Origin of the sequence: Blautia sp. HCP3S3_B11, from assembly GCF_052064435.1 — a bacterium.
Taxonomy (GTDB): domain Bacteria; phylum Bacillota; class Clostridia; order Lachnospirales; family Lachnospiraceae; genus Blautia_A.
On sequence record NZ_JBQHVP010000005.1, the window covers coordinates 1 to 26459 of the forward strand.

At 41.4% G+C, this 26459-nt stretch carries 25 protein-coding genes, 5 pseudogenes and 1 riboswitch; of the genes and pseudogenes, 11 read left to right on the forward strand and 19 right to left on the reverse strand.

The genetic code is table 11. The features are described from left to right. A pseudogene (locus tag ACTNC0_RS04630) lies at positions 1–355 on the forward strand (IS4 family transposase); the annotation flags it as partial. 216 nt (positions 356–571) lie between these two features. Here the strand turns inward: ACTNC0_RS04630 and ACTNC0_RS04635 are convergent. The 4 genes from ACTNC0_RS04635 to ACTNC0_RS04650 all read right to left on the reverse strand — a co-directional run bounded on the left by ACTNC0_RS04635 (position 572) and on the right by ACTNC0_RS04650 (position 3992). Further along, positions 572–1501 (reverse strand): AEC family transporter, encoded by a 930-nt coding sequence (locus tag ACTNC0_RS04635; RefSeq protein ID WP_441086506.1) that lies wholly within the window; start codon positions 1499–1501, stop codon positions 572–574. 14 nt (positions 1502–1515) lie between these two features. After that, the gene (locus tag ACTNC0_RS04640; protein ID WP_441086507.1) at positions 1516–2226 is read right to left on the reverse strand and encodes a phosphatase; all 711 of its coding nucleotides are present in this window, start codon (positions 2224–2226) and stop codon (positions 1516–1518) included. 181 nt (positions 2227–2407) lie between these two features. Next, positions 2408–3751, reverse strand: coding sequence for a RuBisCO large subunit C-terminal-like domain-containing protein (locus tag ACTNC0_RS04645; RefSeq protein ID WP_294650380.1), 1344 nt, complete (start codon positions 3749–3751; stop codon positions 2408–2410). Then, entirely contained in the window at positions 3744–3992 is a 249-nt protein-coding gene (locus tag ACTNC0_RS04650) for a hypothetical protein (RefSeq protein ID WP_441086508.1), read from the reverse strand. The genes ACTNC0_RS04645 and ACTNC0_RS04650 overlap by 8 nt, the downstream gene beginning before the upstream one ends. A gap of 240 nt (positions 3993–4232) precedes the next feature. Between ACTNC0_RS04650 and ACTNC0_RS04655 the strand changes: the two genes are divergently transcribed. From ACTNC0_RS04655 to ACTNC0_RS04665, 3 genes and pseudogenes are all read left to right on the forward strand, one after another. Further along, entirely contained in the window at positions 4233–5537 is a 1305-nt protein-coding gene (locus tag ACTNC0_RS04655) for a four-carbon acid sugar kinase family protein (protein WP_441086509.1), read from the forward strand. 24 nt (positions 5538–5561) lie between these two features. Then, positions 5562–6566, forward strand: a pseudogene (gene pdxA, locus ACTNC0_RS04660) (4-hydroxythreonine-4-phosphate dehydrogenase PdxA). A gap of 18 nt (positions 6567–6584) precedes the next feature. Then, entirely contained in the window at positions 6585–7592 is a 1008-nt protein-coding gene (locus tag ACTNC0_RS04665; protein ID WP_441086510.1) for a sugar-binding transcriptional regulator, read from the forward strand. 107 nt (positions 7593–7699) lie between these two features. On the opposite strand, the gene ACTNC0_RS04670 is transcribed toward ACTNC0_RS04665, so the two are convergent. The 3 genes from ACTNC0_RS04670 to yedE form a co-directional block, all read right to left on the reverse strand. Continuing rightward, positions 7700–7942 carry a DUF3343 domain-containing protein gene (locus ACTNC0_RS04670; protein ID WP_441086511.1) on the reverse strand — a complete coding sequence of 81 codons (243 nt, stop codon included), beginning with the start codon at positions 7940–7942 and terminating at the stop codon, positions 7700–7702. Further along, on the reverse strand, positions 7939–8145 hold the full coding sequence (locus ACTNC0_RS04675) for a sulfurtransferase TusA family protein (RefSeq protein ID WP_022380030.1): 207 nt from the start codon (positions 8143–8145) through the stop codon (positions 7939–7941). Before ACTNC0_RS04675 ends, ACTNC0_RS04670 begins: the two co-directional genes overlap by 4 nt. A gap of 86 nt (positions 8146–8231) precedes the next feature. Then, complete coding sequence (yedE, locus tag ACTNC0_RS04680; protein WP_441086642.1) at positions 8232–8846, reverse strand: YedE family putative selenium transporter; 615 nt, start codon at positions 8844–8846, stop codon at positions 8232–8234. Between yedE and ACTNC0_RS04685 the strand changes: the two are divergent. After that, positions 8794–8952 (forward strand): annotated as a pseudogene (locus ACTNC0_RS04685) (methylated-DNA--[protein]-cysteine S-methyltransferase); the annotation flags it as partial. The gene yedE and the pseudogene ACTNC0_RS04685 sit on opposite strands and share 53 nt — an antisense overlap. Before the next feature lie 134 nt (positions 8953–9086). Here the strand turns inward: ACTNC0_RS04685 and tnpA are convergent. The 4 genes from tnpA to ACTNC0_RS04705 form a co-directional block, all read right to left on the reverse strand. Then, the gene (tnpA, locus tag ACTNC0_RS04690; protein ID WP_441086512.1) at positions 9087–9509 is read right to left on the reverse strand and encodes an IS200/IS605 family transposase; all 423 of its coding nucleotides are present in this window, start codon (positions 9507–9509) and stop codon (positions 9087–9089) included. A gap of 177 nt (positions 9510–9686) precedes the next feature. Further along, complete coding sequence (locus ACTNC0_RS04695) at positions 9687–10988, reverse strand: MATE family efflux transporter (protein ID WP_441086513.1); 1302 nt, start codon at positions 10986–10988, stop codon at positions 9687–9689. 217 nt (positions 10989–11205) lie between these two features. Then, positions 11206–12234, reverse strand: coding sequence for a zinc-dependent alcohol dehydrogenase (locus tag ACTNC0_RS04700; protein WP_441086514.1), 1029 nt, complete (start codon positions 12232–12234; stop codon positions 11206–11208). A gap of 341 nt (positions 12235–12575) precedes the next feature. Continuing rightward, positions 12576–13688 carry an ROK family transcriptional regulator gene (locus ACTNC0_RS04705; protein WP_441086515.1) on the reverse strand — a complete coding sequence of 371 codons (1113 nt, stop codon included), beginning with the start codon at positions 13686–13688 and terminating at the stop codon, positions 12576–12578. Between the two features lie 413 nt (positions 13689–14101). On the opposite strand from ACTNC0_RS04705, the gene ACTNC0_RS04710 reads away from it, so the two are divergent. After that, the gene (locus tag ACTNC0_RS04710; protein WP_441086516.1) at positions 14102–15442 is read left to right on the forward strand and encodes an MATE family efflux transporter; all 1341 of its coding nucleotides are present in this window, start codon (positions 14102–14104) and stop codon (positions 15440–15442) included. Positions 15443–15500: 58 nt separating this feature from the next. On the opposite strand, the gene ACTNC0_RS04715 is transcribed toward ACTNC0_RS04710, so the two are convergent. The 5 genes from ACTNC0_RS04715 to ACTNC0_RS04735 form a co-directional block, all read right to left on the reverse strand. Further along, positions 15501–16835 (reverse strand): MATE family efflux transporter, encoded by a 1335-nt coding sequence (locus ACTNC0_RS04715; RefSeq protein ID WP_441086517.1) that lies wholly within the window; start codon positions 16833–16835, stop codon positions 15501–15503. A 39-nt stretch (positions 16836–16874) separates the two neighbouring features. Continuing rightward, on the reverse strand, positions 16875–19295 hold the full coding sequence (locus ACTNC0_RS04720; protein ID WP_441086518.1) for a glycoside hydrolase family 3 C-terminal domain-containing protein: 2421 nt from the start codon (positions 19293–19295) through the stop codon (positions 16875–16877). Positions 19296–19367: 72 nt separating this feature from the next. After that, positions 19368–19982 carry an NUDIX hydrolase gene (locus ACTNC0_RS04725; RefSeq protein WP_441086519.1) on the reverse strand — a complete coding sequence of 205 codons (615 nt, stop codon included), beginning with the start codon at positions 19980–19982 and terminating at the stop codon, positions 19368–19370. 215 nt (positions 19983–20197) lie between these two features. Continuing rightward, positions 20198–20833, reverse strand: coding sequence for an ECF transporter S component (locus tag ACTNC0_RS04730; RefSeq protein WP_026649844.1), 636 nt, complete (start codon positions 20831–20833; stop codon positions 20198–20200). A 155-nt stretch (positions 20834–20988) separates the two neighbouring features. Continuing rightward, positions 20989–21122: riboswitch (FMN riboswitch) on the reverse strand. 121 nt (positions 21123–21243) lie between these two features. Further along, positions 21244–21735 carry a hypothetical protein gene (locus tag ACTNC0_RS04735; RefSeq protein ID WP_441086520.1) on the reverse strand — a complete coding sequence of 164 codons (492 nt, stop codon included), beginning with the start codon at positions 21733–21735 and terminating at the stop codon, positions 21244–21246. A 680-nt stretch (positions 21736–22415) separates the two neighbouring features. Between ACTNC0_RS04735 and ACTNC0_RS04740 the strand changes: the two genes are divergently transcribed. Next, positions 22416–22865, forward strand: a complete 450-nt coding sequence (locus tag ACTNC0_RS04740) for a DUF5684 domain-containing protein (protein WP_441086521.1) — start codon at positions 22416–22418, stop codon at positions 22863–22865. A 72-nt stretch (positions 22866–22937) separates the two neighbouring features. On the opposite strand, the gene ACTNC0_RS04745 is transcribed toward ACTNC0_RS04740, so the two are convergent. Together ACTNC0_RS04745 and ACTNC0_RS04750 are read right to left on the reverse strand one after the other, a co-directional pair. Further along, a complete protein-coding gene (locus tag ACTNC0_RS04745) occupies positions 22938–23126 on the reverse strand; it encodes a hypothetical protein (protein ID WP_441086522.1) in 189 nt (62 codons plus the stop codon). Between the two features lie 98 nt (positions 23127–23224). Then, complete coding sequence (locus ACTNC0_RS04750; RefSeq protein WP_441086523.1) at positions 23225–23662, reverse strand: hypothetical protein; 438 nt, start codon at positions 23660–23662, stop codon at positions 23225–23227. Between the two features lie 87 nt (positions 23663–23749). Between ACTNC0_RS04750 and ACTNC0_RS04755 the strand changes: the two are divergent. Next, a pseudogene (locus ACTNC0_RS04755) lies at positions 23750–24172 on the forward strand (4-hydroxythreonine-4-phosphate dehydrogenase PdxA); the annotation flags it as partial. 131 nt (positions 24173–24303) lie between these two features. Here ACTNC0_RS04755 and ACTNC0_RS04760 read toward each other — a convergent pair. After that, positions 24304–25104 carry an MBL fold metallo-hydrolase gene (locus ACTNC0_RS04760; RefSeq protein WP_441086524.1) on the reverse strand — a complete coding sequence of 267 codons (801 nt, stop codon included), beginning with the start codon at positions 25102–25104 and terminating at the stop codon, positions 24304–24306. A gap of 565 nt (positions 25105–25669) precedes the next feature. Here ACTNC0_RS04760 and ACTNC0_RS04765 point away from each other — a divergent pair. The 3 genes and pseudogenes from ACTNC0_RS04765 to ACTNC0_RS04775 form a co-directional block, all read left to right on the forward strand. Beyond that, positions 25670–25993 carry a spore coat associated protein CotJA gene (locus ACTNC0_RS04765; RefSeq protein WP_441086525.1) on the forward strand — a complete coding sequence of 108 codons (324 nt, stop codon included), beginning with the start codon at positions 25670–25672 and terminating at the stop codon, positions 25991–25993. Further along, positions 25990–26265 (forward strand): spore coat protein CotJB, encoded by a 276-nt coding sequence (locus ACTNC0_RS04770; RefSeq protein WP_117675056.1) that lies wholly within the window; start codon positions 25990–25992, stop codon positions 26263–26265. The genes ACTNC0_RS04765 and ACTNC0_RS04770 overlap by 4 nt, the downstream gene beginning before the upstream one ends. A gap of 3 nt (positions 26266–26268) precedes the next feature. Next, a pseudogene (locus ACTNC0_RS04775) lies at positions 26269–26367 on the forward strand (manganese catalase family protein); the annotation flags it as partial. Positions 26368–26459: the final 92 nt, after the last annotated feature.

The window sequence follows — 26459 nt, forward strand, 5'->3', positions numbered from 1 at the left end:
CTTCAAAACCTGTAAGTCCATGCTCAACCTGATTGGAGAGTGTCACAGTTTATCTTATGATGCACTAACTGCTCACGTAGCAATTGTGTTTACCAGATATATGCTACTCGCAACGGAACAACGGCAGAACGAAGACCAGAGAACGCTGGGAGAGCTATTCTTTTTTCTCGTTGATGAAATGGCAGATATTACTTTCAGCAGATCACTTGGCATCCTGATGGATGCCTTAATGGCGAGCCTTCAGGAAATCCTGAAGCTGAGTGACGAGCAGCTTTCTGCCCTTATTGCTGATTTTGAATCCAGACTGCCAGAATATCTGCGTAATGCACTCCATCCAGGGACTGCGATGGCATAAATTGCTATTTTGTTAGCTGAAATATTGAATTTTCAAGGTGCGAAGCCCATTTGGGGTATGGGAAGTCTTAGTTATTAAAATAAAAATATCCTGAACAAGTTGCAGAGCCAGAAAGCCTTGTAACTGTCAGGATATTTTTGTTTGGTGCTGTCAGTTCTAAAAAACTTTATTTACCGACAGCCCCCGTTTTTTCACTTATTCACATATTCATAAAACTTAATACAGCCCCATAATTGCCAGCAAAGCAGTAATCACTACAAGGCTGCACAGAATGCTCACGCTGTTTGCACAGCTTGCCATTCCTTCATCACCGCCACACATTCCGGTGTAGGCTGGTGCCACTGCACTCATAGGAGCAAAGCACAGTAAAACAAGTGTCTGTCTGATAACCAGATCAAACGGTAAAACAAAATAGAAGATTACAGCACAGATTGCTGCAAAGATATGACGGATTCCGATCAGTTTGAAAATCTCACCCATGTATTCTTTCTTGAATTCGATATGGAACAGAAGACCTAACATCAGCATGGCAACAAATGTGTTGGCCTTTGCCATTGGCTCGATCAGTGTAAGAATAACCGGTGGTGTGTCAATATTTGCAACAGCTAAAATAAACATAACTACATAGGCTACCAGTGGGGGACTGGTAATCAGACGTTTTGCAAAGGATTTAAGATCAATTCCTTTTTTGGAACCGGAAGCTGCTGTATACTCTGCAACGAATGCATAAGTACCTCCGGTACACATAATACTGTTTCCTACATCGAACATACAGGCAGTAACACTCCCCATAGCCGGAAGGAAACTCTGCACAAACGGCAGACAGAACGCCCCAATGTTAAATGCCGGAAGACAGAGCATATTTAACGCCTGTTCTCCTTTGGATTTTCTGCGTGTGATCAGTGCACCTACTGCGATCATAATTACATTCAGAAGAATTCCAAGTGCTGCTATTATCAGCATGTTAAATCCCATATCCTCTATTGCAGAGAAATTAGTGATAATAGATGCAGGAAGTGTTACATAGATCAGGAATTTCTTAACCGATGCACCTGCATCCTTCGGCACAAAGCCTGTAGATTTCATTACAATTCCGATAATAATAATCAGGGTAAATGAAAAAGCCCTCATTAGTACTGAAAACATAAAAACCTCCCTTTCTACACCCGAAGCCGGTTTTTCACATATGAAAGGGAACGGTTCACGATCAGTTCCTCCGGAAAATCTACTTCCTTAAGAATTTTTTCTGTCCTGGTAAAATCACCTACATCCTCTTCTCTGTGTGCATCGCTTCCAAGCATAATCTCTACCCCATATTTTACACACAATTTCAGGATTTGTATATCATTTTCATATGCCTGAATACGAAATCCCCTTGGATTAAAGGAAGCATTGTTCAGTTCGATCAGCACATCCTGAGCTTTTGCCTCTTTTATCAGGGCTTCATAATCTGTTGGAAAATGTCCATCGTCCGGATGTCCGATTATCCGCACCTTTGGATGCTGCATTGCCTGAAGCAATGCATAGGTATTTTCTTTTTTAGTTCCAGGTACCAGACATGTGGTATGAAGACTTGCAATGCAGTAATCCAGATCTCTGTAACTTCTTGAATCCAGATCTGTTGTTCCTTTCAAGTCGATAATGTTCAGTTCTGCTCCATATCGCACTTCAATTCCATATTTTTCTCTTTCCAGAATATTGAGATTCTGGAAATAATACACATTTGTACTTCCCGGCATAGCCGGTGCATGCTCCGTAATACCTATTATCTCAAGCTTCTTTTCTGAAGCTGCACGTATCATTTCATTGATTGTATTGTATGCATGCCCGCTTGCCAGTGTATGTGTATGCATATCCGCAACATATTTCATATATAATACCCAGCTTCCTATTATGAAACTGTGTGGCTTCAGCAGACAGTCTGTAACCTGCCTGCTGTTCCACTTCTCTTAACTGCTTTATTTTTTATAATCAATCAGAAAACTTTTCCGTTCATGTCCCCAGCTGCTGCTTATTTTTTTCGCAGTCTGTCAGGAGACTTCTCTGATTCAGTTAGATTGCATATAAGTTCTTGCTGTGGTCTTCTCCGTAGATACCCCATTTTTCGATTGCAACTTCAAGTTCTTTGCATTCTTTTGCTTTTTCACGAAGCGGTACATCGTTCATGCATGCATCGATTGCTGCTCTGAAAGCGATCGCACCTGCTCTCGGTCCCATTGGATGAGCATGGATGCCGGCACCTACACCAAGGAGTACATCGTTTCCTGCATCGTTCATGAATTTCGGAACAAGGCCCGGAACTACTCCGCCGCCAACGAATGGAAGCATTGGTTTCACATCATACATTTTTGCCTTGGATGTGATCATGTTGATGATGTAGTTGTCAAATGTGTTGTCGAATTTTCCGTATGGCGGCTGTGTAAGGTAGATATCGCATCCGGAAAGTCTTGCCAGCTTGTTTACAACCTTGGAGCTCATGCCCTGGTATGGGGAACAGGTGAATGCTCCGTTGAAGCAGGAATGTCCCAGGATCGGCACTGTGATCTCAGGATCTTCTGCAAGCATTCTGACTGCTGCATATCCAACACCATGTACGTCAACCATGATACAGTTACCGCCGTTGTTGATAACCTTCATGGCGTTTTCTTTCAGTTTGCTCACGTCATCTGTGATATTGCAAGCGTATAATGTAGGCTCTCCTTTGATCTCCTGTGCTTTTCTTGCTGCTTCCATGTTTGCTTTTACTCTGTCTTCGATTCTGTTGAACTCGCGGTCTCCGCCGATCAGCTCATCATCCTTGATGATATCAACTCCGCCTGCTGCTGCTTCGAAGAACAGTTTCGCACCAACTTCAGGAGTATATCCTGTACATGGTTTAATCATGTTGTTTAACAGCGGTCTATTCTCTGCTCCAAGATATTTACGGATTCCTTCGATACCGAATTTCGGTCCCTGGAAATCTTTTACAAAGCTTTCCGGGAAGTCGATGTCAAGGAGTTTCAGGAATGGCATTGACATGATGTTTCCTGTGATCGTTGCAAGTAACAGCGGGATGTTGTTCTTGATGTTTACTACCGGATATCCGATTCTCAGGATATAGAAACGCATTCCGTCCGGTGCAACCTGGATATCTACGTTTGTCTGGTTCTCGAAAGCAGGTACTTCATAGATGCCGATTACTTTAGATGCGTATTTTGCTCTTACCTCATCTGTTTCTTCCGGTACATCTACCCAGGAACCTGTTGTCTGCTCGATACCGATGCTCTGTGCTTTGATCACGATCTCTTCGTCTTTCTTTGCGCCTACAAGGTATGTAGCTACACAAAGCTCGTCCAGATCAACACCTTCGTATAATGGGTTTAAAAGTGTTCCATACATTCTGTTCTGTTTAATCATCGTAAATTCCTCCTGTGATTTGAATTTTCTTAGTTTTTGTTATTGCCCCAGTCCATTTGTTCCGGGCTGTTTGTTTTTGTGTTCCTCTTGATGTCTTTACTATAATCGTTTCTGCAAGTATTTTCAACATTGAAAATATTTTCACATCAAATGGATATCCATTCCACGCAATCCTTGTCAAATTCATAACCCTATTTTCTCTGAATTGCGGCATATTTTTCAACACTGAAAATAATTTCACTCTTTTCCTGTTGGAAAATATTCTCAACATTGAAATATTTTTTCATTTCTTATATCATATAGGTATCATCAATATGATTCGAATACCGTAATTGTTTTACATATCTGTTCCAGACCGCAAAACAATTACACAGTCACACAATATCTTATATAATATCTGCAGCCACACCAGGCGCCTTGTAGCTGCAGGTATTTCATTAAACAAGGTATTTCATCAAGCAAAAGAACACAGGAGGTTTTTATGGTTAAATGTGCAGTAATCGCAGATGATCTGACCGGCGCAAATGCAACAGGGGTTATGCTTAAAAAACAAGGCTATGTAACATCTACGATCATGAATCTTGTAAAAAGTGAATTATCCAATCTTGGAGACTGTGAATGTATTGCATTCACAACAGACAGCCGCGGTGTAGACGGCGAAACCGCCTATAACCGGGTTTACAATCTGACCAAAATGTTAACTGATCTGAATCTTACGATTCTATGTAAAAGAATTGACAGCACTCTCCGCGGCAACCTGGGATGTGAAACAGATGCAGCCCTGGATGCAATGGGTCCGGACTATGTTGCTGTCGTTGTTCCATGTGCGCCTGCTTCCGGCAGAATCACAGTCGGAGGTTATATGCAGGTAAATGGAACAATTCTTAACAAGACAGAGGTAGCTCTGGACCCGAAAACACCTATCCAGGATGCACAGGTTGCCGAGCTTTTCCTCAAACAGACAAAGTACCGCGTTGCTTCTCTCTATATGAAGGATCTCAGCCTTGGCAAGGATCATCTTGTACAGAAGATTAAAGATTACGCGGCTTCTGGAACCAAGATCATTATCTGTGATGCCATCACACAGGAAGATATTGATCTTCTCAGCGATTCTGTGATCGCAAGCGGAATCAAATTTATCGCTGTTGACCCTGGTGCTTTCATTGCCACACTGACACAGAAAATGATCATTCCGGGAGAAGCCAGACATTCTCAAAAGATTCTCACTGTAGTAGGAAGTGTTAACCCTGTAGCAAAAGTACAGATGGAAAACTTATGGCTGTCTCAGCCCGTCTATAATGTTTTTGTCAAAACAAAGCAGTTTCTGGAAGGCGAAGAAGCACGTCAGGCAGAGATTGACAGAGTTGTGCAGGATATCTTATCACATGGAAATGAGGGACGGCTTTTCAGTGTGACCGGTGATGGTATTAACCCGGAAAACCGTCTTAATTTTAAACAGTATTCCAGAAAACTGAAGATCAGCGTAGATGATGTCAGCGATATCATCAATCAGTCTATGGCTGATATTGCCTACAATATCTTAAAGGCAGATGATTCTTTCACCGGACTCTATGCAAGCGGCGGAGATGTAACTGCTGCTGTATGTAAGAAGTGTAATGCTGTGGGACTGAATCTGATCGATGAAGTTATTCCACTGGCAGCCTGTGGTTCCTTTATGAAGGGAGATTTCCCACATAAGCTGATCGTCACAAAAGGCGGCATGACCGGTGATCCGGATGCGATCAATACCTGTATTGCCCGTCTGAAAACATTATTAAATATGTAGAATTGATTATGGAGGTTATATCTTATGAAACCATTAATAGCTGTACCAATCGGCGATCCTGCCGGTATTGGTCCTGAAATTGTAGCAAAAGCTCTCTGTGAACCGGAAGTATTTGAAAAAGCACTCTGTATTGTAGTCGGTGACAGAAAGATCATGGAAAATGCCATGAAGATCACCGGAAGCAACATGAAGCTTCATGTGATTCAGTCTCCTGCTGAAGCTGTGGACAATGCTGAGCTTATGAATTTTATTGATCTTGACAATATCGATATGAGCAGATTTGAATTTGGCAAGGTAAATCCTATGTGTGGCAGGGCAGCTTACGAATATGTGGAGAAATCTATTCAGCTGGCAAATGCCCGCGAAGTAGATGCAGTCACAACCACTACCATTAATAAAGAAGCCCTGAAGCTGGCAGGTGTTCCGTACATCGGACACACAGAAATCTTCGGTGCACTTACAGGTACAGAAGATCCCCTTACCATGTTTGAAGTTCATGGTATGAGAATTTTCTTCCTCTCCCGTCACGTATCTCTGAGAAAGGCCTGTGATATGGTAACCAAAGAACGTATCAAAGACTATGTAAAACGCAGTCTTGAAGTACTTAAAAAATTAGGGGTCAAAGACGGAACTATGGCAATTGCAGGTCTGAATCCTCACTGCGGCGAACATGGTATTCTCGGAACCGAGGAACAGACAGAAGTAATCCCTGCTGTGCAGGAACTTCAGGCAGAGGGTTATCCTGTAGCCGGACCGATCGGAGCTGATTCTGTTTTCCATCAGGCTTTACAGGGACGCTATAACAGTGTATTATCATTGTATCATGACTAGGGACATGTTGCTGCCAAGACACTGGACTTTGACCGTACCGTTGCGATCACAGGAGGTATGCCGATTCTTCGTACTTCTGTTGACCATGGTACCGCATTTGACATTGCAGGAACCGGAAAGGCAAGCGCAGTCAGCCTGATTGAGGCGATTCTGGTTGCTTCCAAATATGCCCTGTCATTTACAGGAAAAGAAAAATAATACTACGAGGTGATTTCCATGGCTATTGACAAATATCATCAATCTGTTTCACTGGTTCTGAAAGTTGCATACCTTTACTATATTGAAAACAAACCTCAGAATGAGATTTCTTCCATGCTGGGAATTTCTGTAACAACCGTTTCCCGGTTACTTAATAAAGCAAGAGAAGATAAAATCGTCGAATTTGTAATACGTGATCCATATATCGAATGTATCCGTCTTGAAGAACAGTTAAGAAATCGTTTTCATTTAAAAGACATCATCATTGCACCTGTAATTTCCAATGATGACGGTTCGGAATCAGAAATGGCAGAGGAAAATGCCAAGAAGCTGGTGGCCATGGAGGGAGCCCGTTATCTTCAGCGTGTGATCAAAGAAAGTGATATTCTGGGCGTCACCTGGGGCAGTACTGTTTACCATATGATCAATTACCTCAATCCTTCCCAGAAGGTAAATGCGAAGTTTGTCACTCTTCATGGCAGTATTGCCTGCTGTGAAAATGAACTGGATGTGCGAACTCTGGTATCCCGCATGGCAAAGGCTTTCTTCGGAGAGAACTATTATCTTCTCACAGACGCTCTTATGAGCAGCAAAGAAGCCTCCCGGATCATGAAGGAAGAAAAGAATAATCAGCGGGTGTTCAAGATGTTTGACCACGTTACAATTTCTGTAAGCGGTATCGGAAGTTTCTATCCAACAGAAGAATCCGTTCTTGCATCTCCGGACTTTATGCCTACCGAAGATCTGGAGAAACTGAAACAGGAAAATGTTTCCGGTGATATTGCCCTTCGCTTCTTTGACGATGACGGACAGGAATGTAATACTACACTTAAAGAACGCATGATATCAATCAGCATGGATCAGTTCAAAAAAATCGATCGCAAGATTTCCCTTGTATCAGGTGTGTCCAAGGCAAATGCTGTATTAAGTGCTTTAAAAGGTGGTCTGGTGGATGTACTGATCCTGGACTCCAATCTTGCTGAAGCGCTGCTGAAACTTAGTAAAGATATGCCTTCACAGGAGTAATATTTTATGCCTGTATCTCTATAAAATAAACAAGAACCCTTCTGCCGACAATTTGTCCACAGAAGGGTTCTCTTATTCTGTTACTGTTCACTCCGTTCACAGTAACCTTATTCTTCATCCGCATGATAAATCCCAACATATCCCTGCGGTTCTACTCTGACAATCTGCTCGACTTCCTCTGTTTTCTCCGGGAAGTCCGCTTCTGTATGAAATCTCACATAGGTTCCGCAGGAGGAGCTTAAATCTCTTGGGACCGGCATGACTTCTGCACTCAGATTCATTGCCTGGCAGTTTCTTCGAAACTGGATAGCTCCATAATGGGAATAGAAGGTTGCTATATATGTGATCATTTTGTAAGTTTCAGCAGGATATCATCTCCCTGCTCTGTTGCCTGTACCTGATATCCCTGATGTGTTGCAAATCTGGATACATTCTCTTTTGCAACTACGTTATCAACCAGGATCTCATATTCTTTGTCTCCGGATTCCATTGCATTCTTTGCACGGATCACTGGTTCCGGACAGGATAAACCTCTTGCATCTACTTTCTTCATTCTCTCTCCTTTTAGAGTGCGTCTAAAAAAATACTTTCCGCAAAGTGAGCGTATTGATTGCGGAAATAATGTCTGCATTCCGACAATCAGGCTTCTTCTTTTCTCATGGAGTTCACTGCCGCAATTACAGCAACTATCACAATCCCAATAATAACTGCGATCTTTCCGTTTGCTGTAGGACCTTCACCGGAAGATGCCAGTCCGAAGTTATGGGCAAAGGCAGCACCTGCCATCAGACCGAGAACGGTCACAGCGGAGTCTGTATTTCCCTCGCCTGCAAGGATCAGCTGACGAAGCGGGCATCCACCGAGGAGAATACATCCAAAGCCTGCCAGATACATTCCCAGTGCGTTCCACAGTCTGTCTGTATGTGCAATCGGCTGTCCCGCAAATCCCGAATTGAAATAGGATGTTCCTGTAACTGCACCGAGGATCAGATTCATTACCAGTGCTGTCACAAGAATTGCAGCAAAGCCGAACAGTAATTTATATTCTCTGAAAAGTACCGCATCACGGATACCGCCGACCATACACAGACGTGTTCTCTGAGCCAGGATACCAACAATAATTCCTGCTGCCAGTGCAATAATGATTGCAGCATGTTTTGCTCCAGGTCCACCTTCCGGCTCTGTGAAATGGATAAATGCAGGTGCAGTTGGACATAACTGGGTTTCTGTGATCGTTCCCTGCCACAGAGTTATAGGTTCAGACGGAAGTCTTACCGGTTATGCCGGAGGGATTGAGCGAAAAATCAGACTGATTAATATTGAACAGCCTGATTTTATCCGGACAATTCGTGAATTTTAACCAAAGTCAGTACCACCAGCTCTGCTGGTGGTTTGTGTTAGCCCTTCCAGGGCTTGATTGCGTTTCCGCCTAAAGGCGGTCTAACAAACCAATCTTATTGTTACTGGTGGCCGCTTAAAAGCGGCATCTTTCTATTACTTCTCGGAATCTCCTTGCAGTCGATCCCTTTCATATTGTTCTTCTATATATTGCTTTATTGTTGCTTCATTTACATTACCGACTGTTTCGCAATAGTACCCTCTTGCCCAAAAATGTCGATTATTTCTCTCCCTATATTCCGGATGCCTATCGAATATCATTAATGCGCTCTTCCCCTTTATCCGTCCTATGGTCTTTGAAACACTTACCTTGGGTGGAATCGATACATACATATGCACATGCTCCGGGAGCGTTGCTGCCTTCAGTATTGTTACTCCTTCCATTTTGCATACTTTTCCCAATATCTCACCTACTTCTTTACGCAACGCTCCAAACATTACTTTTCTTCGATATTTTGGAATAAACACAATATGGTACGTGCAATTATAACGACTATGTGATAAACTTTGATTATCCATGGATACCTCCGTTGTATTTAATGTGGTTTGCTAGACCTACATTTATTGTACAACGGAGGTTTTTATTATGGTACTACGTTTATCGCCCCTTGCGTCCACGAGTCTCCCCAGCTCTGCTGGGGGGTTGAAAATGTTTCAATCAAGCAAATCCCGCTCTCTGCTTTACTTGCTATAAGTTCAGACAACTGCCATTCTTTTTCTTCTGTCTTTATATGCCAGAAACAGAATCGTCAGAAACGTAACTGTCTCCGCTGCAAGCAAAGAGATCCAGATTCCATTTAATCCAAATAATTTCGCAAGTATAACTGCACAGATAACAATTGCAACAATTCCTCTCAGGAATGAACCGACAATCGCAATTTTCGGTTCATCTACTGCTGAGAAATATGCCACCAGTACAATGTTGATTCCTGCCACTATAAATCCAAGGAAGTACAGACGCAGTCCTGTGTGTGCATAATTCAATAACTGAACATTGTTTTCACTGTTGAAAATGCCGATCAGCGAGTCAGTTGCTGTCCAGATAATCAATTGGATCAGTGCTTCTACTGCAAGGCATACGAGCAGACTCCATTTCAGAAGTTTTTTTACCTGAATGGGCTGAACTTTTCCGTAGCTTTCACTGATCAGGGGCTGTGCTCCCTGAGCCAGACCGTTGAAAATTGCAAACGCTACGATAGAAAGGTTTGCCACAACTCCATAGGCTGCTACACCCATATTTCCCGCGATTCCCAGGATCAGAAAGTTAAATACAATGGCGATCACACCGGAAGACAGTTCACCGACGAATGCGGAAACTCCCAGCTGACAGCAGGAAATCAGGTGTCTGAATGACGGTTTTTTCCAATGGAATCCTACATGGTTTCTGCTGCTTCTGTAGTGTATGGTACAGACGCTCATTGTTACGATCGGACAGATTGCAGTAGCCAGTCCTGCTCCGGAAAATCCCAGACCGACCGGGAACATGAATATATAATCAAATATAATGTTAAAGATACTTCCACTGATGGAACCGATCATTGCAATAGAAGGCGCTCCATCGTTTCTTGCAAATGCAGTAAATGTATAATTTGACATGAAGAATGGTGTTGCGATCAGAATAATTCTCATATAGTTTCGTCCAAGTCCGATCAGTCCGGCATCTGCACCCAGCAAGGCCAACGCTTTGTCTGGAATAAAGATTCCGATCAGCATAAATGGAACTGCAGCCAATATACTCCAGGTTACTGACTGTACGAAATAATGTTCTGTATTTTTTCCTTTTGCCCTGCTTATGGCATATCTGGTAGCGGAACCAATCCCGATCATAGCCCCAATCGCATAAATCAGCCCATAAACCGGCAGGATCAGGTTCAAGATTGCCAGTCCGTCAGCACCGGAATATACAGATATAAAAAAAGTATCTGCCAGAATATAAACGGAAATCCCGATCATTCCGGCAACACTCTGGGTTACATATCTGGTGAATCTTTTCAGCATAATACTTCGCTCCTTCGTTATATTGTCAGCATTGTCTTCCTTTCATCTGCAGACTTATCTCACCATTATACCCATATAAAACAAAAATGCAACCACAAAAACTCCAGACATAAAAATCTCCTTAAGCAGATTTTCTAACGCTGCTCAAGGAGACTCCCGTTGATCTTATTTATGTTTATTTCTTTGTCTTTTCTCAAAATTTCACTGATAACAACGACTACTTTTCCTGTACATTAATGATTACTTTCATTGTAGTTTCACGATTATCATCAATGTACTGATATGCTTTTTTATATTCCTTAAATGCAAATGTTTTAGAAATCAGCGGTCTTAAATGCACTTTTCCTTCATTCACCAGTCTGATTCCATCTACATAATCATCATGCCTGTACATCATTGTGCTCTTGATATCAAGCTCATGATCATTTGCAACTGCCAGATCGATCTCAGCCATTCCCGCAAAAACTGCAACCAGCACAATCACGCTTCCTTTTCTTGCATATTTGATTGCCTGTCCCATTGTAATGTTATTTCCTGCACAGTCATAGATAACATCTGCCTTATCCGGTCCAAAGGCTTCTACCATTGCTTCCCCGAAATTTTTATCCCTTGTGTTGACACATACGTCAATTCCACACTCTTTTGCTTTTTCCAGACGAAGATCACTGACATCTGTGATCATAACTTTAGCTGCTCCCATCCCTTTTGCAGACTGCGCTACCAGATTTCCGATCGGACCGGCTCCTATCACCACAATATTCATTCCTGTTACATCGCCCATCTGTTTAACACCATGAACAGCTACTGCCAGAGGCTCGATCATTGCGCCCTCTTCATAAGACATATCTTCCGGTATCGGTGTTACTTTTGATGCATCAACTGCAAAATACTCGGATGCAGTTCCTGTTGTCTGGAATCCCATTACTTTCAGCTCTTCGCAGAGATTGTATTTTCCGTGACGGCATGGATAGCAATGTCCACAATATACCTGTGGCTCAATTGTTACTTTCTGTCCCACATGAAATTCTGTTACTGCATCACCTGTTTTTACCACTTCTCCTGATACTTCATGTCCCTGGGTTACCGGATATTTTGTAAAAGGATGTTTTCCGTGATATACATGGATATCAGAACCACAGATACCGATATTCATAATCTTAACCAAAACCTGGTTGTCTTTAATCTCTGGTACGGGAACCTCTCTGAAAATAATTTCTCCTGGATTTGTCATAACCTGCTGTAACATAATATTTTCCTCCTTGTTTGTTGAATGTACTTTGAACCTCTAGTTTTTTATTATCTTTTATTAAATATTTTATTAAAGTAATTACATTATTATTCAAGTCTCTAAATTTGTCAATAAACATTTAAAAATATTTCTCATTTCTACCAGTTGCACAAAGTATAGATTTTATTTTTATGCAGATGTTACTATAACGCTCCTTATAATTATCTGCTGAATTCCCGCACAACAACAAAATACCCTGATCACAACATTTCTTTGTTGTAATCAGGGTATTTTTTATATTCAGATATTTGTTTACTATGGTATATCAGCAGATCATCAGTGATTTAAAATGCCCTCGGCTATATCTTTCCGATAAAATCCTGCAGGAAATGCTTTGCTGCACCTACAGCTGAGGCTTCTTTTTTATAAGAACAGTTTTTCAGATATCTCAGATCATGATCAAATCCATTATACCTCATTACTTTTTCCCCAAGAGGTATCATATAATCTGAGAGATATCCACCCATTTCACCTCCAAGAATGATATCCATATCATATGCCATGCGAAGATTGGAGATCAGGATCGCAAGGTAGTCAAGATATTCCTCCCATTTCTTCTCTGCCTTTTCATCATTGTTTTGAAGCAGCTGCATAAACTGTTCCACAGAATCCTTTGACTCACCAACAAGTGCACCTGCAGCGCAATAAGCATCTGCACAACCTGATTTTCCACAATAACACTTGCGGCCCTGAGGTACAAGTATCATATGTCCAAATTCTCCGGCCTTCTGATTTTCTCCGGAAAACAATTTTCCCCCTATGCAGAATGCACCGCCAAGAGTCTGATTCAACGAAAGATAAATTGCATTCTGATAGGTGTTCATATCTTCCGCCATCATTGCTGCATTGGCATCATTTGAAAAATAAACCGGGACAGAAAATGCCTGTTCTAGGAAACTGAGACTATAGTTTTCAAGTTTCAGTGCGTGGGATTTTATCACCAGTTTCTGCTCCTGATTAATGATTCCCGGAATAGAGATTCCAACACCCAGAAGCTTTTCTTTCTGTTCTGCATCATTCATATGATCCAGAAATTCCGCCGCAAAATCTGCCACCTGACTGCAATATGACATATCAGGTACAAATTTCAGACGGATCCTCTCTGATTTCACGATCTCATACTTCAGATTTACCAGCACCATTCCCAGATGATTTGCAGTGATCACAATTCCCATTGCATAACGATAGGATGGATTGATTCCAATGCTTTTAGCCTTTCTTCCTCCTGTGGATTCATATTCTCCAGTTTCTATTATGATGCCTTTTTCCAATAAATCTTTTACATTAGACAGAACTGTTGGCATACTCAGATTCAGTTCTTTGGATATTTCCACTTTTGATGTGGATTCTCTATTTGTAATATAATTTACGATTTTTGATTTCGTGGCAAATTTCTTTTCCAGTCCGCTCATTCTGTTTCTACCTTCTTTTATGAATGTATTTATAAAAGAATGATACCTGTTATTGTCATATTTGTAAATAGCCATTGTCTCCCAAGAGTGTATTGCAACAAATATGCGTTACTGTTCACACGCCACTATCCCGCGAGGTGTTTTGGCATGAGAATGCCAAAATCCCGAGACATACCGCGCGAATTTATGCAAATAGCATAAATTCTGTGCATCGTGAAGCGTGTTACTGGGCACGGAGTGAACAGTAACAAATATGCGGTTACGATAACAGATAAACTTATATCATCCGGATAAAATATTATATTTCATTTTTCGTGTTAATGGTATAAAATTATCAATGTAAATATCAGGGCATATTCGAAAAATTATTCTTAATCTTTTCAAATATGCTCCGGAAAGGAACTTTTATACTAATGAAAACCAAGATTCAGGATATGACCTCCGGTTCACCGGGGCGGTTGATCATTCTTTTTGCAATTCCCCTGATGCTGGGAAATATCTGTCAGCAGCTTTATACAATGATGGATACCATGGTTGTTGGCCAGATTGCAGGTGTGGAGGCTCTTGCCGCACTGGGTGCTGTTGACTTTCTGATGTGGGTTGTCACAGGAATATCCACAGGACTCACTCAGGGATTTTCCATTCAGCTCTCCCAATATTATGGGGCAAAGGATTTCGAAAATCTGCGTAAATCTCTGACTCACAGTTACCGGCTGACCGCATTCATCGCAGCCGGAGTATTGATTCTCAGCCAGTCATTTGCCTCGCTGGTATTAACATGGCTGCATACACCTTCCAATATTATCGGAATGTCTCTGTTATATCTGCGCATCATTTTCTGTGGAATCCCGGCCACAGCAGCCTATAATATGTTTGCCTCTGCTCTAAGGGCTATGGGAAACAGTAAAACACCACTGACTGCAATGATCATCGCATCTGTGCTGAATGTCTCACTGGACCTCCTTTTTGTGGCAGGCTTCGGATGGGGTGTGGCAGGAGCAGCAATCGCAACTGTAATCGCACAGAGCTTCTCTGCTGTTTACTGTTTTCTGATTTTACGCAGAATTGATATTGTTCATCTGACCAGAGCAGATTTTATGCCTGCCTCCGGTATGAATGTCCGCCTGATGAAACTTGGTATTCCTGTTGTATTCCAGAATATCATCATCGGTGTGGGCGGTCTGGTAGTCCAGTATGTGATCAATGGCTACGGTTTCCTTTTTGTGGCAGGATTTACAGCTACAAACAAGCTTTATGGTCTGCTGGAAATGGCTGCTATTTCCTATGGATATGCCATCGTTACCTATGTGGGTCAGAATCTGGGAGCCGGAAAGATTGACAGGATCAGAAAAGGCGTCCGCAGCAGTATGCTGCTTTCCCTGCTTACCTCACTGATCATTTCTGCTGCCATGTTTTTATTTGGAAAAAATATTCTCTCACTTTTCATCTCAGGTGAACCGCAGCAGACACAGCAGGTACTGGCAATTGCTTTTAAATACCTCTCTATTATGGCTGCCATGCTCTGGGTTTTGTACTTTCTGTACGTGTACAGATCTGCACTTCAGGGGCTGGGAGATACCTTAATGCCTATGGTAAGTGGTATGGCTGAATTTGTCATGCGTATCAGTGCTGCACTGATTCTTCCCCATTTTATCGGACAGGACGGTATTTTCTTTGCAGAGATTGCAGCATGGAGCGGAGCCACTGTGATCTTATGCATCAGCTATTATGTACGGATGCATAAATATCATTAAAACAAAACAGGCACATAGTCCCGGATATCCGGTATATGTGCCTGTGAAGCGTGTAAAATTATGTAAGATTCTTAATCCATTTATATTTCTTATAATGTTTATAGACCACCGGCAGTTTAATAATCTCGTCCAGATTGAGTACAAAGTAGACAACCATAACCGGCAGTTTCAGGATAAATGCGCAGATGCATCCCAGAGGAACAATGATACACCACAGAGTTACAGAATCACACAGCATTCCAAATTTGGAGTCTCCGCCTGCTGCGAAGATTCCTCCTATTGTCATACAGTTTACTGATTTTCCTGCGATGTAATAGGAAGAGATCAGCAGCATTTTTTGCAGATATCCGCGGGCTGTCAGGGTGAGATCTACCATTTTTGTGATAAATGGGGATAAGGCGATCAGGACAAGACCTGATACAATTCCTGCAATAATCGCAGTTTTGGTAAGTGTCTCGCCTACCTCTTTTGCTTCCTGCAAACGGTCTGCACCAAGACGGTTTCCCACTATGATACTGCCTGCATTTCCAAGTCCGAGGCAGAAGCATACAACAAGATTTTTGGAAATATTCGCTATTCCATTGGCGGCAACAGCATCCGTTCCCAGATGTCCCATGATCACAGAATACATGGAAAAACCTATTCCCCATGCAAGATTATTGATCAATAACGGAACGACTTTCTGCCAGAAACGGCCAAATAACTTTTTCTCACAGCTTCTGAGACTGAATTTCACAGCTCTAATCCTGCACAATACATAACCAACACTCCACAGGAACTGCACAACTGTTGCAAGTACGGTTGCCAGTGCAGCACCTTTAATCCCCATCTTCGGGAAGCCGGACAGGCCAAAAATGAAAACAGCATTCAATGCGATATTGAGAATTACCATAACCCCATTGATCAGGGTACTCATATTTACTGAACCACAGTTCTTCATGATTGCCAGGAAAGTCTGTGCAATTCCCGAAAACACATAGGAAATGCCGATGACTCTTAAATACTCACTTCCCAGAACGATCAGAGTTTCCTCATTTGTCAGGATTCTCATGAGCTGTTCCGGAAAGAAAAGGGTTCCTGCCAGAAATACTACTGCAATACATCCACAAATCTTTGTCACAAGGCTGAACACCTGGGAAATACCTATGTAATCCCCTTTTCCATAATATTGTGCCACAAACATATTCTCGCCTGCCATAAATGCAAACATAAACAGATTAAATACAAAAGTAACCTGTGTAGCCAGTGATACGGCTGACATGGCATCCTGACTTAACTTTCCCAGCATGATCGCATCACATGCTCCGACCAGGGCTGTCATGAACTGCTGAAGTGCGATCGGAAGTGCCAGCCTGACTATTTCTTTTCTTAAACTTCGTTTACGCTCATCCATTATCTTTTTTGCTCCTGTATAAAATATTAGTGATACTCATCAGTCAATTTTCAGAATCATATTCAGGATTCTTCTTGCGCTGCGACAGATTTCTTCTTCAGTAATAAAACCTTTTTCGTAAGCTTCTTTTATGCGTTCCGGATATCCTGCTGCCATCTTGATATCGTTTCCTGCCTTTGTTTCACGGTAATGCTCTCCGAAGGTCCACCAGTCTGTTGTAACCAGTCCGTCGAATCCCCATTCATCCCGGAGAATACCTGTCAGGAGTTCTTTGTTCTCTGAAGCGTGGATGCCGTTGATCAGGTTATAAGAGGACATAATTGTATATGGATGAGCCTCTTTTACAATGATCTCAAACTGTTTCAGATAAATCTCACGGAGTGCTCTCTCTGATACTCTGGAATCAGAATCCTTACGGTTTGTCTCCTTATTATTGGCTGCAAAATGCTTCACACTTGCTCCGATATGCTGAGACTGGATGCCTCTTACCATAGCTGCACCTGTCTTTCCTGCAAGGTACGGATCTTCAGAATAATACTCAAAGTTACGGCCACAGAGCGGGCTTCTGTGGATGTTGCAGGCAGGAGTAAGCCAGATACTGATATTATTTTCTTTTACTTCTTCTGCTCCTGCTTTACCAACTTTCTCTACCAGTTCTTCATCCCAGGTGCTGGCAAGAAGTGTGGCACATGGCCAGGCAGTTGTGTTCACTCCGCATTTCGGAAGAATACGAAGTCCGGCTGGTCCGTCTGCAGTCATCACATTCGGGACTCCGTATTCCGGAAGATTTCCCATTCCAAATGTATTGGCACATCCTGTGTTTGGCTGTCCGCCAAGGAGATTGATACAGTCATCCAATGTCAGGATATCCATAAACTCATCCAATGTCATTTTACCATCTGCTACATCAGAGAAGCGAACTCCCTTGGAATCAAGAAAATCAAGAAAGTCTATTCCTTTTTGTCCTCTTGTATCAGGGCATGGAAGACCGATGGCATATTTATCCTGTCTCGGAAGTCCTTCTTCTTCCACATATTCACGCTGTGGAAGTTCCTCATAAGAACCGTCCGCAAGCATACGTTTCTGAAGATGATATGGCGCTGCTTTCCGGCTTAACTGCTCAGTTACTGTGTCTTCTTTTACTACATATGTAAAGTCGATCTTCGCTGCATCTCTTACATTTGTACCGATATAGATCGCATATTCTCCTGCCTCCAGAACATAGGCTGATCTGCATACTTTACCCAGATCATCGTAGGATGCCATCTGATTCACAGGAATTTTCAGGGTAAGGATCTGACGTTCACCCGGCTGAAGAAGACTGGTCTTTTTGAATGCCCCCAGTACTTTCGCAGGCTTTCCAAGTTTCCCCTGTGGTGCTCCGTAATAGAGCTGGATAACTTCTTTTCCTGCTGTTTTTCCTGTATTGGTTACTTCAGTAAGAACCGTGATCACACCGTTTTCTTCGGAAGCACCAGTCATCTTCCAGTCGAAGTCTGTATAGGAAAGTCCAAACCCAAACGGATAATTTACTCTTTCCGCTGCACCCGGAATTGTTTCAAAGTAACGGTATCCCACATAGATATCTTCTGTGTAATCTACATAGAATGCAGACTCATGGAAGTTTGCTGTGGATGGATAATCTTCCAGATCTTTTGCATAAGTATCGGATAATTTACCAGATGGATTAACATCACCACAAAGTATATCTGCTGTTGCAAGACCACCTTCCATACCGCCCTGCCATGCCATCAGTACTGACTGAATCTCATCACAGTCTCTGAACCATTTCGTGTCCACGATACCGCCAACATTCATCACTACGATTACATGTAGGAATGCTTTCTTTACTTTCTCTACCATGGCATTCTCTGCATTTGTCAGGCAGAAATCACCGTTTTCAAAAATCTTCGCTGACAACTCGGAGTTTCTTTTTTCCTCTCCGTCAAGAACGTATCCATCCTGTGCTGCTTCACATTTTCTGTCCCATCCTTCGCCTGAAAAACGGCAAATGGCAATTACTGCAGTATCTGTATATTCTCGCGCTTCATTCAGAAGTTCATCCGGGAGCTCCGGCTCAACTGTCATACCTGGTACTGCACCATCTGCGTATTGTTTCTGAATATCTTTTTCATAATATTTCGCAAGTTTATCGAAAACTTCTACTTTTCCCTCATCCTCTTTAATCTTCATGCCCTCATAAAGATTACGGATATATTCTACAGTTACATCGCCACTTCCTCCGCCGCCTTTTACGTAGTCTACAGTACCCTTACCAAAGAGTGCGACTTTCGTCCCTCTCCGGATCGGAAGTGTATTTTTCTCATTTTTCAGAAGGACCATTCCCTCTCCTGCTGCCATTCTGGAAAGTGCAATGTGTTCTTTACTTCCTGTAACTCTCCGTCCATCTTCTCCCAGCGGAAGCACCGGCTGAAAAAAGCTTCTCTGCCATTTTGCCATTATTTTAATCCTCCCTTAATTCTCCTTAATCAAGCAGATAAAATCATCCGCTTCGCTACTTGCCTGATTTGGTTAAAGTTCTTCCTTCAAAAATGCAAAAGGTTCTTCATCCCGAAGGAAATGCATAAGCTGATATGCACACATGATTGCTACATTTTCTTCACGCAGAATCCTCTTTACTTCTTCTCTGTCAGCAAGTACAACTTCAATTTCCTCTGTGTCTTCCTGTGCATCTTTACTGATTTCACCTTCCGCATATCCATAAACAGTTGCGCAGGATTCATCTGTCATGCCAACCGTTGTGAAATAAGGTTTCTCAAATGCAGGATCTACTTTCAGCGGTGTGAATTTCAGTCCTGTTTCCTCATACATTTCTCTTACTGCACCCTCATGGAATTCTTCGTTCGGTTCTACCAGACCTGCCGGGAATTCATAGATGTATCCGCCGATTGCATATCTGTACTGACGTACCAATACAACCCTGTCTTTTTTCTCTCCGTAAAGACTGTAAATAATTACACCATCCGGAGTATTTTTACCTGTTTTTATTTTTAATTCGTTAATACTCTTCGCACGGGATGCCACAAAATATGACACAGGAATGTTGTGAATGCTTGTTGCATTTAAATGATACAAATTCAAAAATTTACAGTCTGTCAGTTTCTCAATATTATGTATCTGTCCCATAATGGATACTTCCTTTCGCTATTCATAAACCTCACATTCTGATGTTTATATCGTCTGTTTTATCTTACCATATTATCGTATCTTTTTTAAGTCTGTCTGAAAATTTCCGTAATTATTTTTTGCACATAAAAAGAACAGCCACAGATTTTTCATCATACGACTGTTCTTCTTTTTTATTTATTGGATTGCCAATTTATTCTTTATCAGATATAAAATCAATCTCCCTTGAGAACTACACGGATTCTCTTATAGATCAGGAATACGATCAGGGATGTCAGAGCATATTTGAATATGTTGAATGGGAAAATGATCATTGCTGCAAATGTAAGAAGATTATTTACAGAACTGTGTACTGCACTTCCCATTTCGATAAATGCTTCTACCGGCATTCCAAAAGCCTTTCCGTATGCCGGAAGTAACACGAATGCATTGATAAAGCATGCAACTACTGCTGTAAGTACGGTTCCAACTGCCATTCCGATCACTGCATGTTTTCTGCTCTTAACAGATTTGTAACGGTAGATCAGACCTGCCGGAACTGCAAATGTACATCCAAAGATGAAGTTTGCCACATCGCCTACACCTGCTGTCATAGAGCCCTTTGTTACCAGATGCACAAGAATCTTCACCAACTCGATCAGTACACCTGCGATCGGTCCCATTGCAAATGAGCCAACCAGTACCGGGATTTCTGAAAAATCCAGCTGATAAAAAGTCGGTGCCAGGAAAGGAAGCGGAAACTCCAGATTCATTAAAATTCCTGCGATAGCGCCAAGCATGGCTATCTGTGTGATAGTCCTCGTCTTACTTCTCGCCATCGCATTTCCATTTCTTAATACCTGTTCACTCATACTGTTTCTCTCCTTTGAAATTATTCTTTATGGATATATCTCATATCCTGTTAAAAGAAAATTCCACAAGCTTTTTATATAATGAAGATTTTCTTCAACATATAAAAAACCCCGGATTATATATCCGGGGTAATGAGCACGTATGGTAAATATCGCGTGTTCTTCTCTCATCCAGACTATACTGTCGGTCCTGGAATTCCACCAGATCAGCCGCCTAAGCGGGTCGCGGACTATAACCGCCGGTAGGGAATCTCAGCTGATGCTGATCACCACAACCCCGAAGAATTTTCTTTTATCTGCGTCTGATTATACTACATACAGGCATTTATTTCAATATCATTTGTGATTTTTTTCTGAGTTTTACCAAACTTTGAACAATATCCGATATTTTTGCAATTACAATAACTGGATTATCCTATAGATATAAATCCTTTAAGAGCAGAAGAAACTTTCTTTTTATATGTTGCATAGCTGACTCTTTTTCCGTTAATCTTATATCCCTGTCTGTACGCCGGATCAAATCTTCCATAACGGCCATTAAGATATTCTGCTTCCAGTGATTTTATTGCACTCTGTCCTTTAATCTTATAGATATATAAGGAATTTCCACCTGTATTAGCTGTAGGTAATGCTACCTGATGTTTTTTCTTAGAATACTGTGCCCGCATATTATATCCTTTTCCTACGCTAACACTTTTTACACATTTCTTTTTACCTGTACTTACATTATATGTATATACTTCGTTAGCCCATTTTGAACTATTATATACTACTAGTTCCGGCACTCCGTTTCCATCGAGATCTACAATCTTGTAGTCTCCTCCAGACTGCCAGATCAACTGCCTGTAACTTGCAACAGCAGTTTTATATTTTGACGAAGCTGCCACTGTTGGTATTGGCATACCTAAACACATTATCAAGGATAATAATATACAACATATCTGTTTCATTTTCTTTCGCATAGTGATTTCCTCCCTGTTTGATCTGCAATTTATTCGCTATAAAAGAATTATAACACAAATCAAGCAAAAGAGTTTAATAAACTCACTCTGCCTGATTAATATTATTGACCTTGCAGTCTGCTAATACAACAACCTGCATTTCCCCGCCATTGGTATTCCCAAATAAACTTTTTCTCAACGGTAGACTGGTTACTTCTACCGTGTCATCCTCGAAAATATTATCCAGTTCTCCATTATAATAAACAGAATACTGCTGTTCTTTTTCATCTATCAGATTTCGCTATATCAGTCAATGGTCATCTTCCAATTCACTCATTCTTCATTACACTCATTATACCCTTCTCTTATCAGCTTTTCATTCACTGGCAGTATATGTTTTACGCCACAGCAACAATAATTTTCTCACTTATGAACAAATGTTATTTTTGTTCCTTACAGTAACGTAGCCAACTATCGAATATAAAATTTATAATCTTCTTTGATAATTGACGAACTCCTGAGAATATGCTTTAATGGGTTTAGCATAAATACTTCAGGAGAACAAACATAGTTCTCAACTACACTTCTACACCAATGATACATGTATCATATCTCATAAAAAGAAATGGGGGAACACACAAATGGGACTTATAGCTGTCAGTAGTCTGATGCTCTTGGGCGGTATGTATCTGATGATCGCATTCGCATGGTGGCTTCTGCAGATCATTGCCAACTGGAGAATCTTTACCAAAGCAGGAGAGGACGGATGGAAAAGTATTATTCCAATATATGGCGATTATATTTCTTATAAAATCGCATGGCAGCCCGCATATTTCTGGCTGACTCTCATCCTGGGAATCATATCTTCTTATCTGCAGGGAACTCTGGAAATAAGCGAAAGCTTAACGGTCTACATGCTTGTCATACTGATCAAAATCATACTTGTCATCATCAGTATTGTGTACAGCATTAAGCTTGCAAGAGCCTTCGGCAGAGGCACAGGATTCGCCATTGGCCTTATCTTCTTACCGCCAATCTTCATGCTGATCCTTGGCTTCGGCGATGACAGATATTATGGGGCAGATAAATAAAAATACGCATAATAAAAAATCCTCAGAGCTTATGTTCTGGGGATTTTTTCATCTCATACAGGCTACAGCCTATTATAAAGTTCTGTTATCAAAATACTCTTTTACCGTTTCACAGCAGAAATCAACCACCTCATACCTGTTACTCACATCTCCGTCAAAAATCGGTTCAAGTCCGCCTGCTGCCGCCTCGAAGAACAGTTTTGCACCAACTTCAGGAGTATATCCTGTACATGGTTTGATCATGTTGTTTAACCGAATCAAGTAAGTCCCCTGCTTCAATTGCGAGAAGCAATAAGCAGTGGGTGGGACTTGCTTGTATCAGGAGGGGTACAAGCCCCTCCTGATAAACTGCGGAGCAGTTATTCGGTTATGAGCAAGTAGCGAAAGCGGATTGCGAATATCCGATTGACCAGCGGTCTGTTCTCTGCTCCAAGATATTTACGGATTCCTTCGATACCGAATTTCGGTCCCTGGAAGTCTTTTACGAAGCTTTCCGGGAAGTCGATGTCAAGGAGTTTCAGGAATGGCATTGACATGATGTTTCCTGTGATCGTTGCGAGTAACAGCTGGATGTTGTTCTTGATGTTTACTACCGGATATCCGATTCTCAGGATGTAGAAACACATTCCGTCCGGTGCAACCTGGATATCTACGTTTATCTGGTTCTCGAAAGCAGGTACTTCATAGATGCCGATTACTTTAGATGCGTATTTTGCTCTTACCTCATCTGTTTCTTCCGGTACGTCTACCCAGGAACCTGTTGTCTGCTCGATACCGATGATCTGTGCTTTGATCACGATCTCTTCGTCTTTTTTGCGCCTACAAGGTATGTAGCTACACAAAGCTCGTCCAGATCAACACCTTCGTATAATAGGTTTAAAAGTGTTCCGTACATCGGACACACAGAGATATTCGGTGCACTTACAGGTACAGAAGACCCTCTTACCATGTTTGAAGTTCATGGTATGAGAATTTTCTTCCTCTCCCGTCACGTATCTCTGAGAAAGGCCTGTGATATGGTAACCAAAGAACGTATCAAAGATTATGTAAAACACAGTCTTGAGGTACTCAAAAAATTAGGTGTCAAAGACGGAACCATGGCAATTGCAGGTCTGAATCCTCACTGCGGCGAACATGGTATTCTCTGAACCGAGGAACAGACAGAAGTAATCCCTGCTGTGCAAGAACTTCAGGCAGAGGGTTATCCTGTAACAGAACCGATCGAAGCTGATTCTGTTTTCCACCAGGCTTTACAGGGACGCTATAACAGTGTATTATCATTGTACCGTAGACAGATGTATTTGTCTGTGAATATGTCCGGCTATATTTTCACAAAATCATAAAAATAGAATTAGCAATATATATATTTCTTAGTAGCATTATCACTTCATTTTTAATATGCAGCAATGTATGGGCTGTAATTCACTATCCGTTTATATTACAATTCAAAGATTTCCAGATCATCCGGGATAAAAAGATTTCCTTTATAATATGGTTTTCCTTCCTCTGTGTAGAGTTCTTTTCGTCTGGAGATATTTTTATCTTCTGTATGATACAAAATCAGATTGTCAACATTCAGTTCCTGTGCGAGCTGACAGGCATCCTTTACTGTGGAATGATGTTTCTCATAAGGTTTAAATTTATCTGCCTGTGAAAAGAGACAAAATGCCTCATGGAGAAGCCAGGTACTATTCACTGCATATTTATGTTCACATTCATTATATGGCTCATCTCCACAGCAGGTCAGTTTCTTTCCGTCTGCATATTCCATGCAAAATCCGAACTGTTTTGCTTTTGTAGAAAGAATATCAAAGAATATTACCTTGTGTCCCAGAATCATTCTTTCTTCTCCATCTTTTACTTCTTCCAGATGTACTTTCTCACCAATGTATTTGGTTTCTTTTGCAGTCAGAAGCATCTGGGACATCTGCTTCAGAAGGCAGATCACTTCGTCATGTCCGTAGATTACTACTTCACCATCAAACTGTCCTCTTGCCATTCCCTGGCAATACATACGGAGCATCCAGATAATTCCCAGCAGATGGTCGATATGTTTATGCGTAACAAAAATCGTACGGATATCCTTCCAGCTGATTCCGGCATCTTCCAACTGTTTCAAAATGGTGCTTCCACCGCCGCCATCTATCATAAAATATTCTTTATCCTCGTTTAATGTAAAACAGGTATTATAACATTTCGTTACTTTTGCATTTCCGGTTCCCAGTATTGTAAGCTTCATCTTATATAGTACCTCCTGGCTATTCGTCTGAATTCTGTTTCCCATGTAGTATAACATTTTTCTTCTTTAATATATAGTAATTTTTATATCTCTGTCAAAATCAAATTACATTACTGTTCACTTCGTTCTCAGTAACGCAGCCAAAATTCCAGATTGCCTACTGCAATGGAATTTTGGCTTATATGTCTCGGGATTTTGGCATATGCATACCAAAACACCTCGCGGGATAGTGGCGTGCGAACAGCAACCAAATTACAATATCTGGTTTAACTAACGCAAAAGATATGGTTTGTCGTAATTATGAAAATCCATATACAGCTAGTGTACCGACAAGTTGATTTCTTGAACAATCTTACGTCTAAATTTCTTATTTCCGCGTTGTCGTCGGTCGCCGTAGCCACCGCTACGCCTCTCTCCTACGCCTTGAAATAAAAAAATTTATCCTGCAAGATTGTTTCAAGAATCAACTTGTCGGCACACTGGTCACGATTTTCATAACATGACATAAAATATAGAGTAAACAGATTTATAATAATGAAAGGAAATGTTTATGGAGAATTATCACATGGGACGTTCATGCGGCCGACCGTATAACAGAACCTGTGGCATGAACAGACCTCAACCTGTAGACAGAAAAATGAATGATCAGGGATATTCCTGTAAAAATAGAGAAAATGAAACCAGAGAGAACTGTAATTGTATAATGCCTGGAAGTAATGGAAAAAGTCATGAAATGTTTTCTCATTTGCAGCATCTGGAACCTGCAATGGCCTATGTACCATGTCAGGAATTTATAGAAAATTATCCTTTAAAATATGCATTGAACGTGGGAACTGTTTTTCCACAGCTATGTAAGCCATTTTGCGGAAAGAGAGGTGCGCGCAGATGAGGCAGAATTGTTCAAAGCGACAGATGTTAGAACGAATTGATCAGGTCAGCTTTGCAGTAAATGATATGCACTTATATCTCGATACACATCCCTGTGATGAGAAAGCGCTTGTTTATTGCAGAGAACTTGTGCAGGAACGAAAAAAACTCTTAAAAGAATATGCTGAAATGTTTGGTCCTCTTACTATTGACAGTACAGACCAAAGTGAAGAAACCATCTGGAAATGGATGGAACAGCCATTCCCATGGGAAAAGGAAGGAGCGTGCAGATAGTTTATGTGGAATTATGAAAAAAGACTTCAATATCCGGTAAATATTACACAGCCGAACGCAAAAATCGCACAGTATATCATGAGCCAGTATGGTGGCCCGGATAGCAATACCCTATAATATAAAAATACCGAAAAATGATACAATATCTTGTTGAGCCAGAGGAGTAAAATCCTGTGGCTCTTTTTTATATATTA

Bases quoted from the DNA above. Each gene is read 5' to 3' on its own strand.
- ACTNC0_RS04735 (WP_441086520.1), bottom strand. From the start codon at position 21,735: ATGCCAATACCAACAGTGGCAGCTTCGTCAAAATATAAAACTGCTGTT.
- ACTNC0_RS04720 (WP_441086518.1), bottom strand. From the start codon at position 19,295: ATGGCAAAATGGCAGAGAAGCTTTTTTCAGCCGGTGCTTCCGCTGGGA.
- ACTNC0_RS04705 (WP_441086515.1), bottom strand. From the start codon at position 13,688: ATGAGCGGACTGGAAAAGAAATTTGCCACGAAATCAAAAATCGTAAAT.
- ACTNC0_RS04740 (WP_441086521.1), top strand. From the start codon at position 22,416: ATGGGACTTATAGCTGTCAGTAGTCTGATGCTCTTGGGCGGTATGTAT.
- ACTNC0_RS04770 (WP_117675056.1), top strand. From the start codon at position 25,990: ATGAGGCAGAATTGTTCAAAGCGACAGATGTTAGAACGAATTGATCAG.
- ACTNC0_RS04695 (WP_441086513.1), bottom strand. From the start codon at position 10,988: ATGCTGAAAAGATTCACCAGATATGTAACCCAGAGTGTTGCCGGAATG.
- ACTNC0_RS04725 (WP_441086519.1), bottom strand. From the start codon at position 19,982: ATGGGACAGATACATAATATTGAGAAACTGACAGACTGTAAATTTTTG.
- ACTNC0_RS04655 (WP_441086509.1), top strand. From the start codon at position 4,233: ATGGTTAAATGTGCAGTAATCGCAGATGATCTGACCGGCGCAAATGCA.
- ACTNC0_RS04700 (WP_441086514.1), bottom strand. From the start codon at position 12,234: ATGTTACAGCAGGTTATGACAAATCCAGGAGAAATTATTTTCAGAGAG.
- tnpA (WP_441086512.1), bottom strand. From the start codon at position 9,509: ATGGATAATCAAAGTTTATCACATAGTCGTTATAATTGCACGTACCAT.
- ACTNC0_RS04675 (WP_022380030.1), bottom strand. From the start codon at position 8,145: ATGAAGAAAGTAGATGCAAGAGGTTTATCCTGTCCGGAACCAGTGATC.
- ACTNC0_RS04710 (WP_441086516.1), top strand. From the start codon at position 14,102: ATGAAAACCAAGATTCAGGATATGACCTCCGGTTCACCGGGGCGGTTG.
- ACTNC0_RS04640 (WP_441086507.1), bottom strand. From the start codon at position 2,226: ATGAAATATGTTGCGGATATGCATACACATACACTGGCAAGCGGGCAT.
- ACTNC0_RS04760 (WP_441086524.1), bottom strand. From the start codon at position 25,104: ATGAAGCTTACAATACTGGGAACCGGAAATGCAAAAGTAACGAAATGT.
- ACTNC0_RS04730 (WP_026649844.1), bottom strand. From the start codon at position 20,833: ATGAGTGAACAGGTATTAAGAAATGGAAATGCGATGGCGAGAAGTAAG.
- ACTNC0_RS04715 (WP_441086517.1), bottom strand. From the start codon at position 16,835: ATGGATGAGCGTAAACGAAGTTTAAGAAAAGAAATAGTCAGGCTGGCA.
- ACTNC0_RS04670 (WP_441086511.1), bottom strand. From the start codon at position 7,942: ATGATCACATATATAGCAACCTTCTATTCCCATTATGGAGCTATCCAG.
- ACTNC0_RS04765 (WP_441086525.1), top strand. From the start codon at position 25,670: ATGGGACGTTCATGCGGCCGACCGTATAACAGAACCTGTGGCATGAAC.
- ACTNC0_RS04635 (WP_441086506.1), bottom strand. From the start codon at position 1,501: ATGTTTTCAGTACTAATGAGGGCTTTTTCATTTACCCTGATTATTATT.
- ACTNC0_RS04665 (WP_441086510.1), top strand. From the start codon at position 6,585: ATGGCTATTGACAAATATCATCAATCTGTTTCACTGGTTCTGAAAGTT.
- ACTNC0_RS04645 (WP_294650380.1), bottom strand. From the start codon at position 3,751: ATGATTAAACAGAACAGAATGTATGGAACACTTTTAAACCCATTATAC.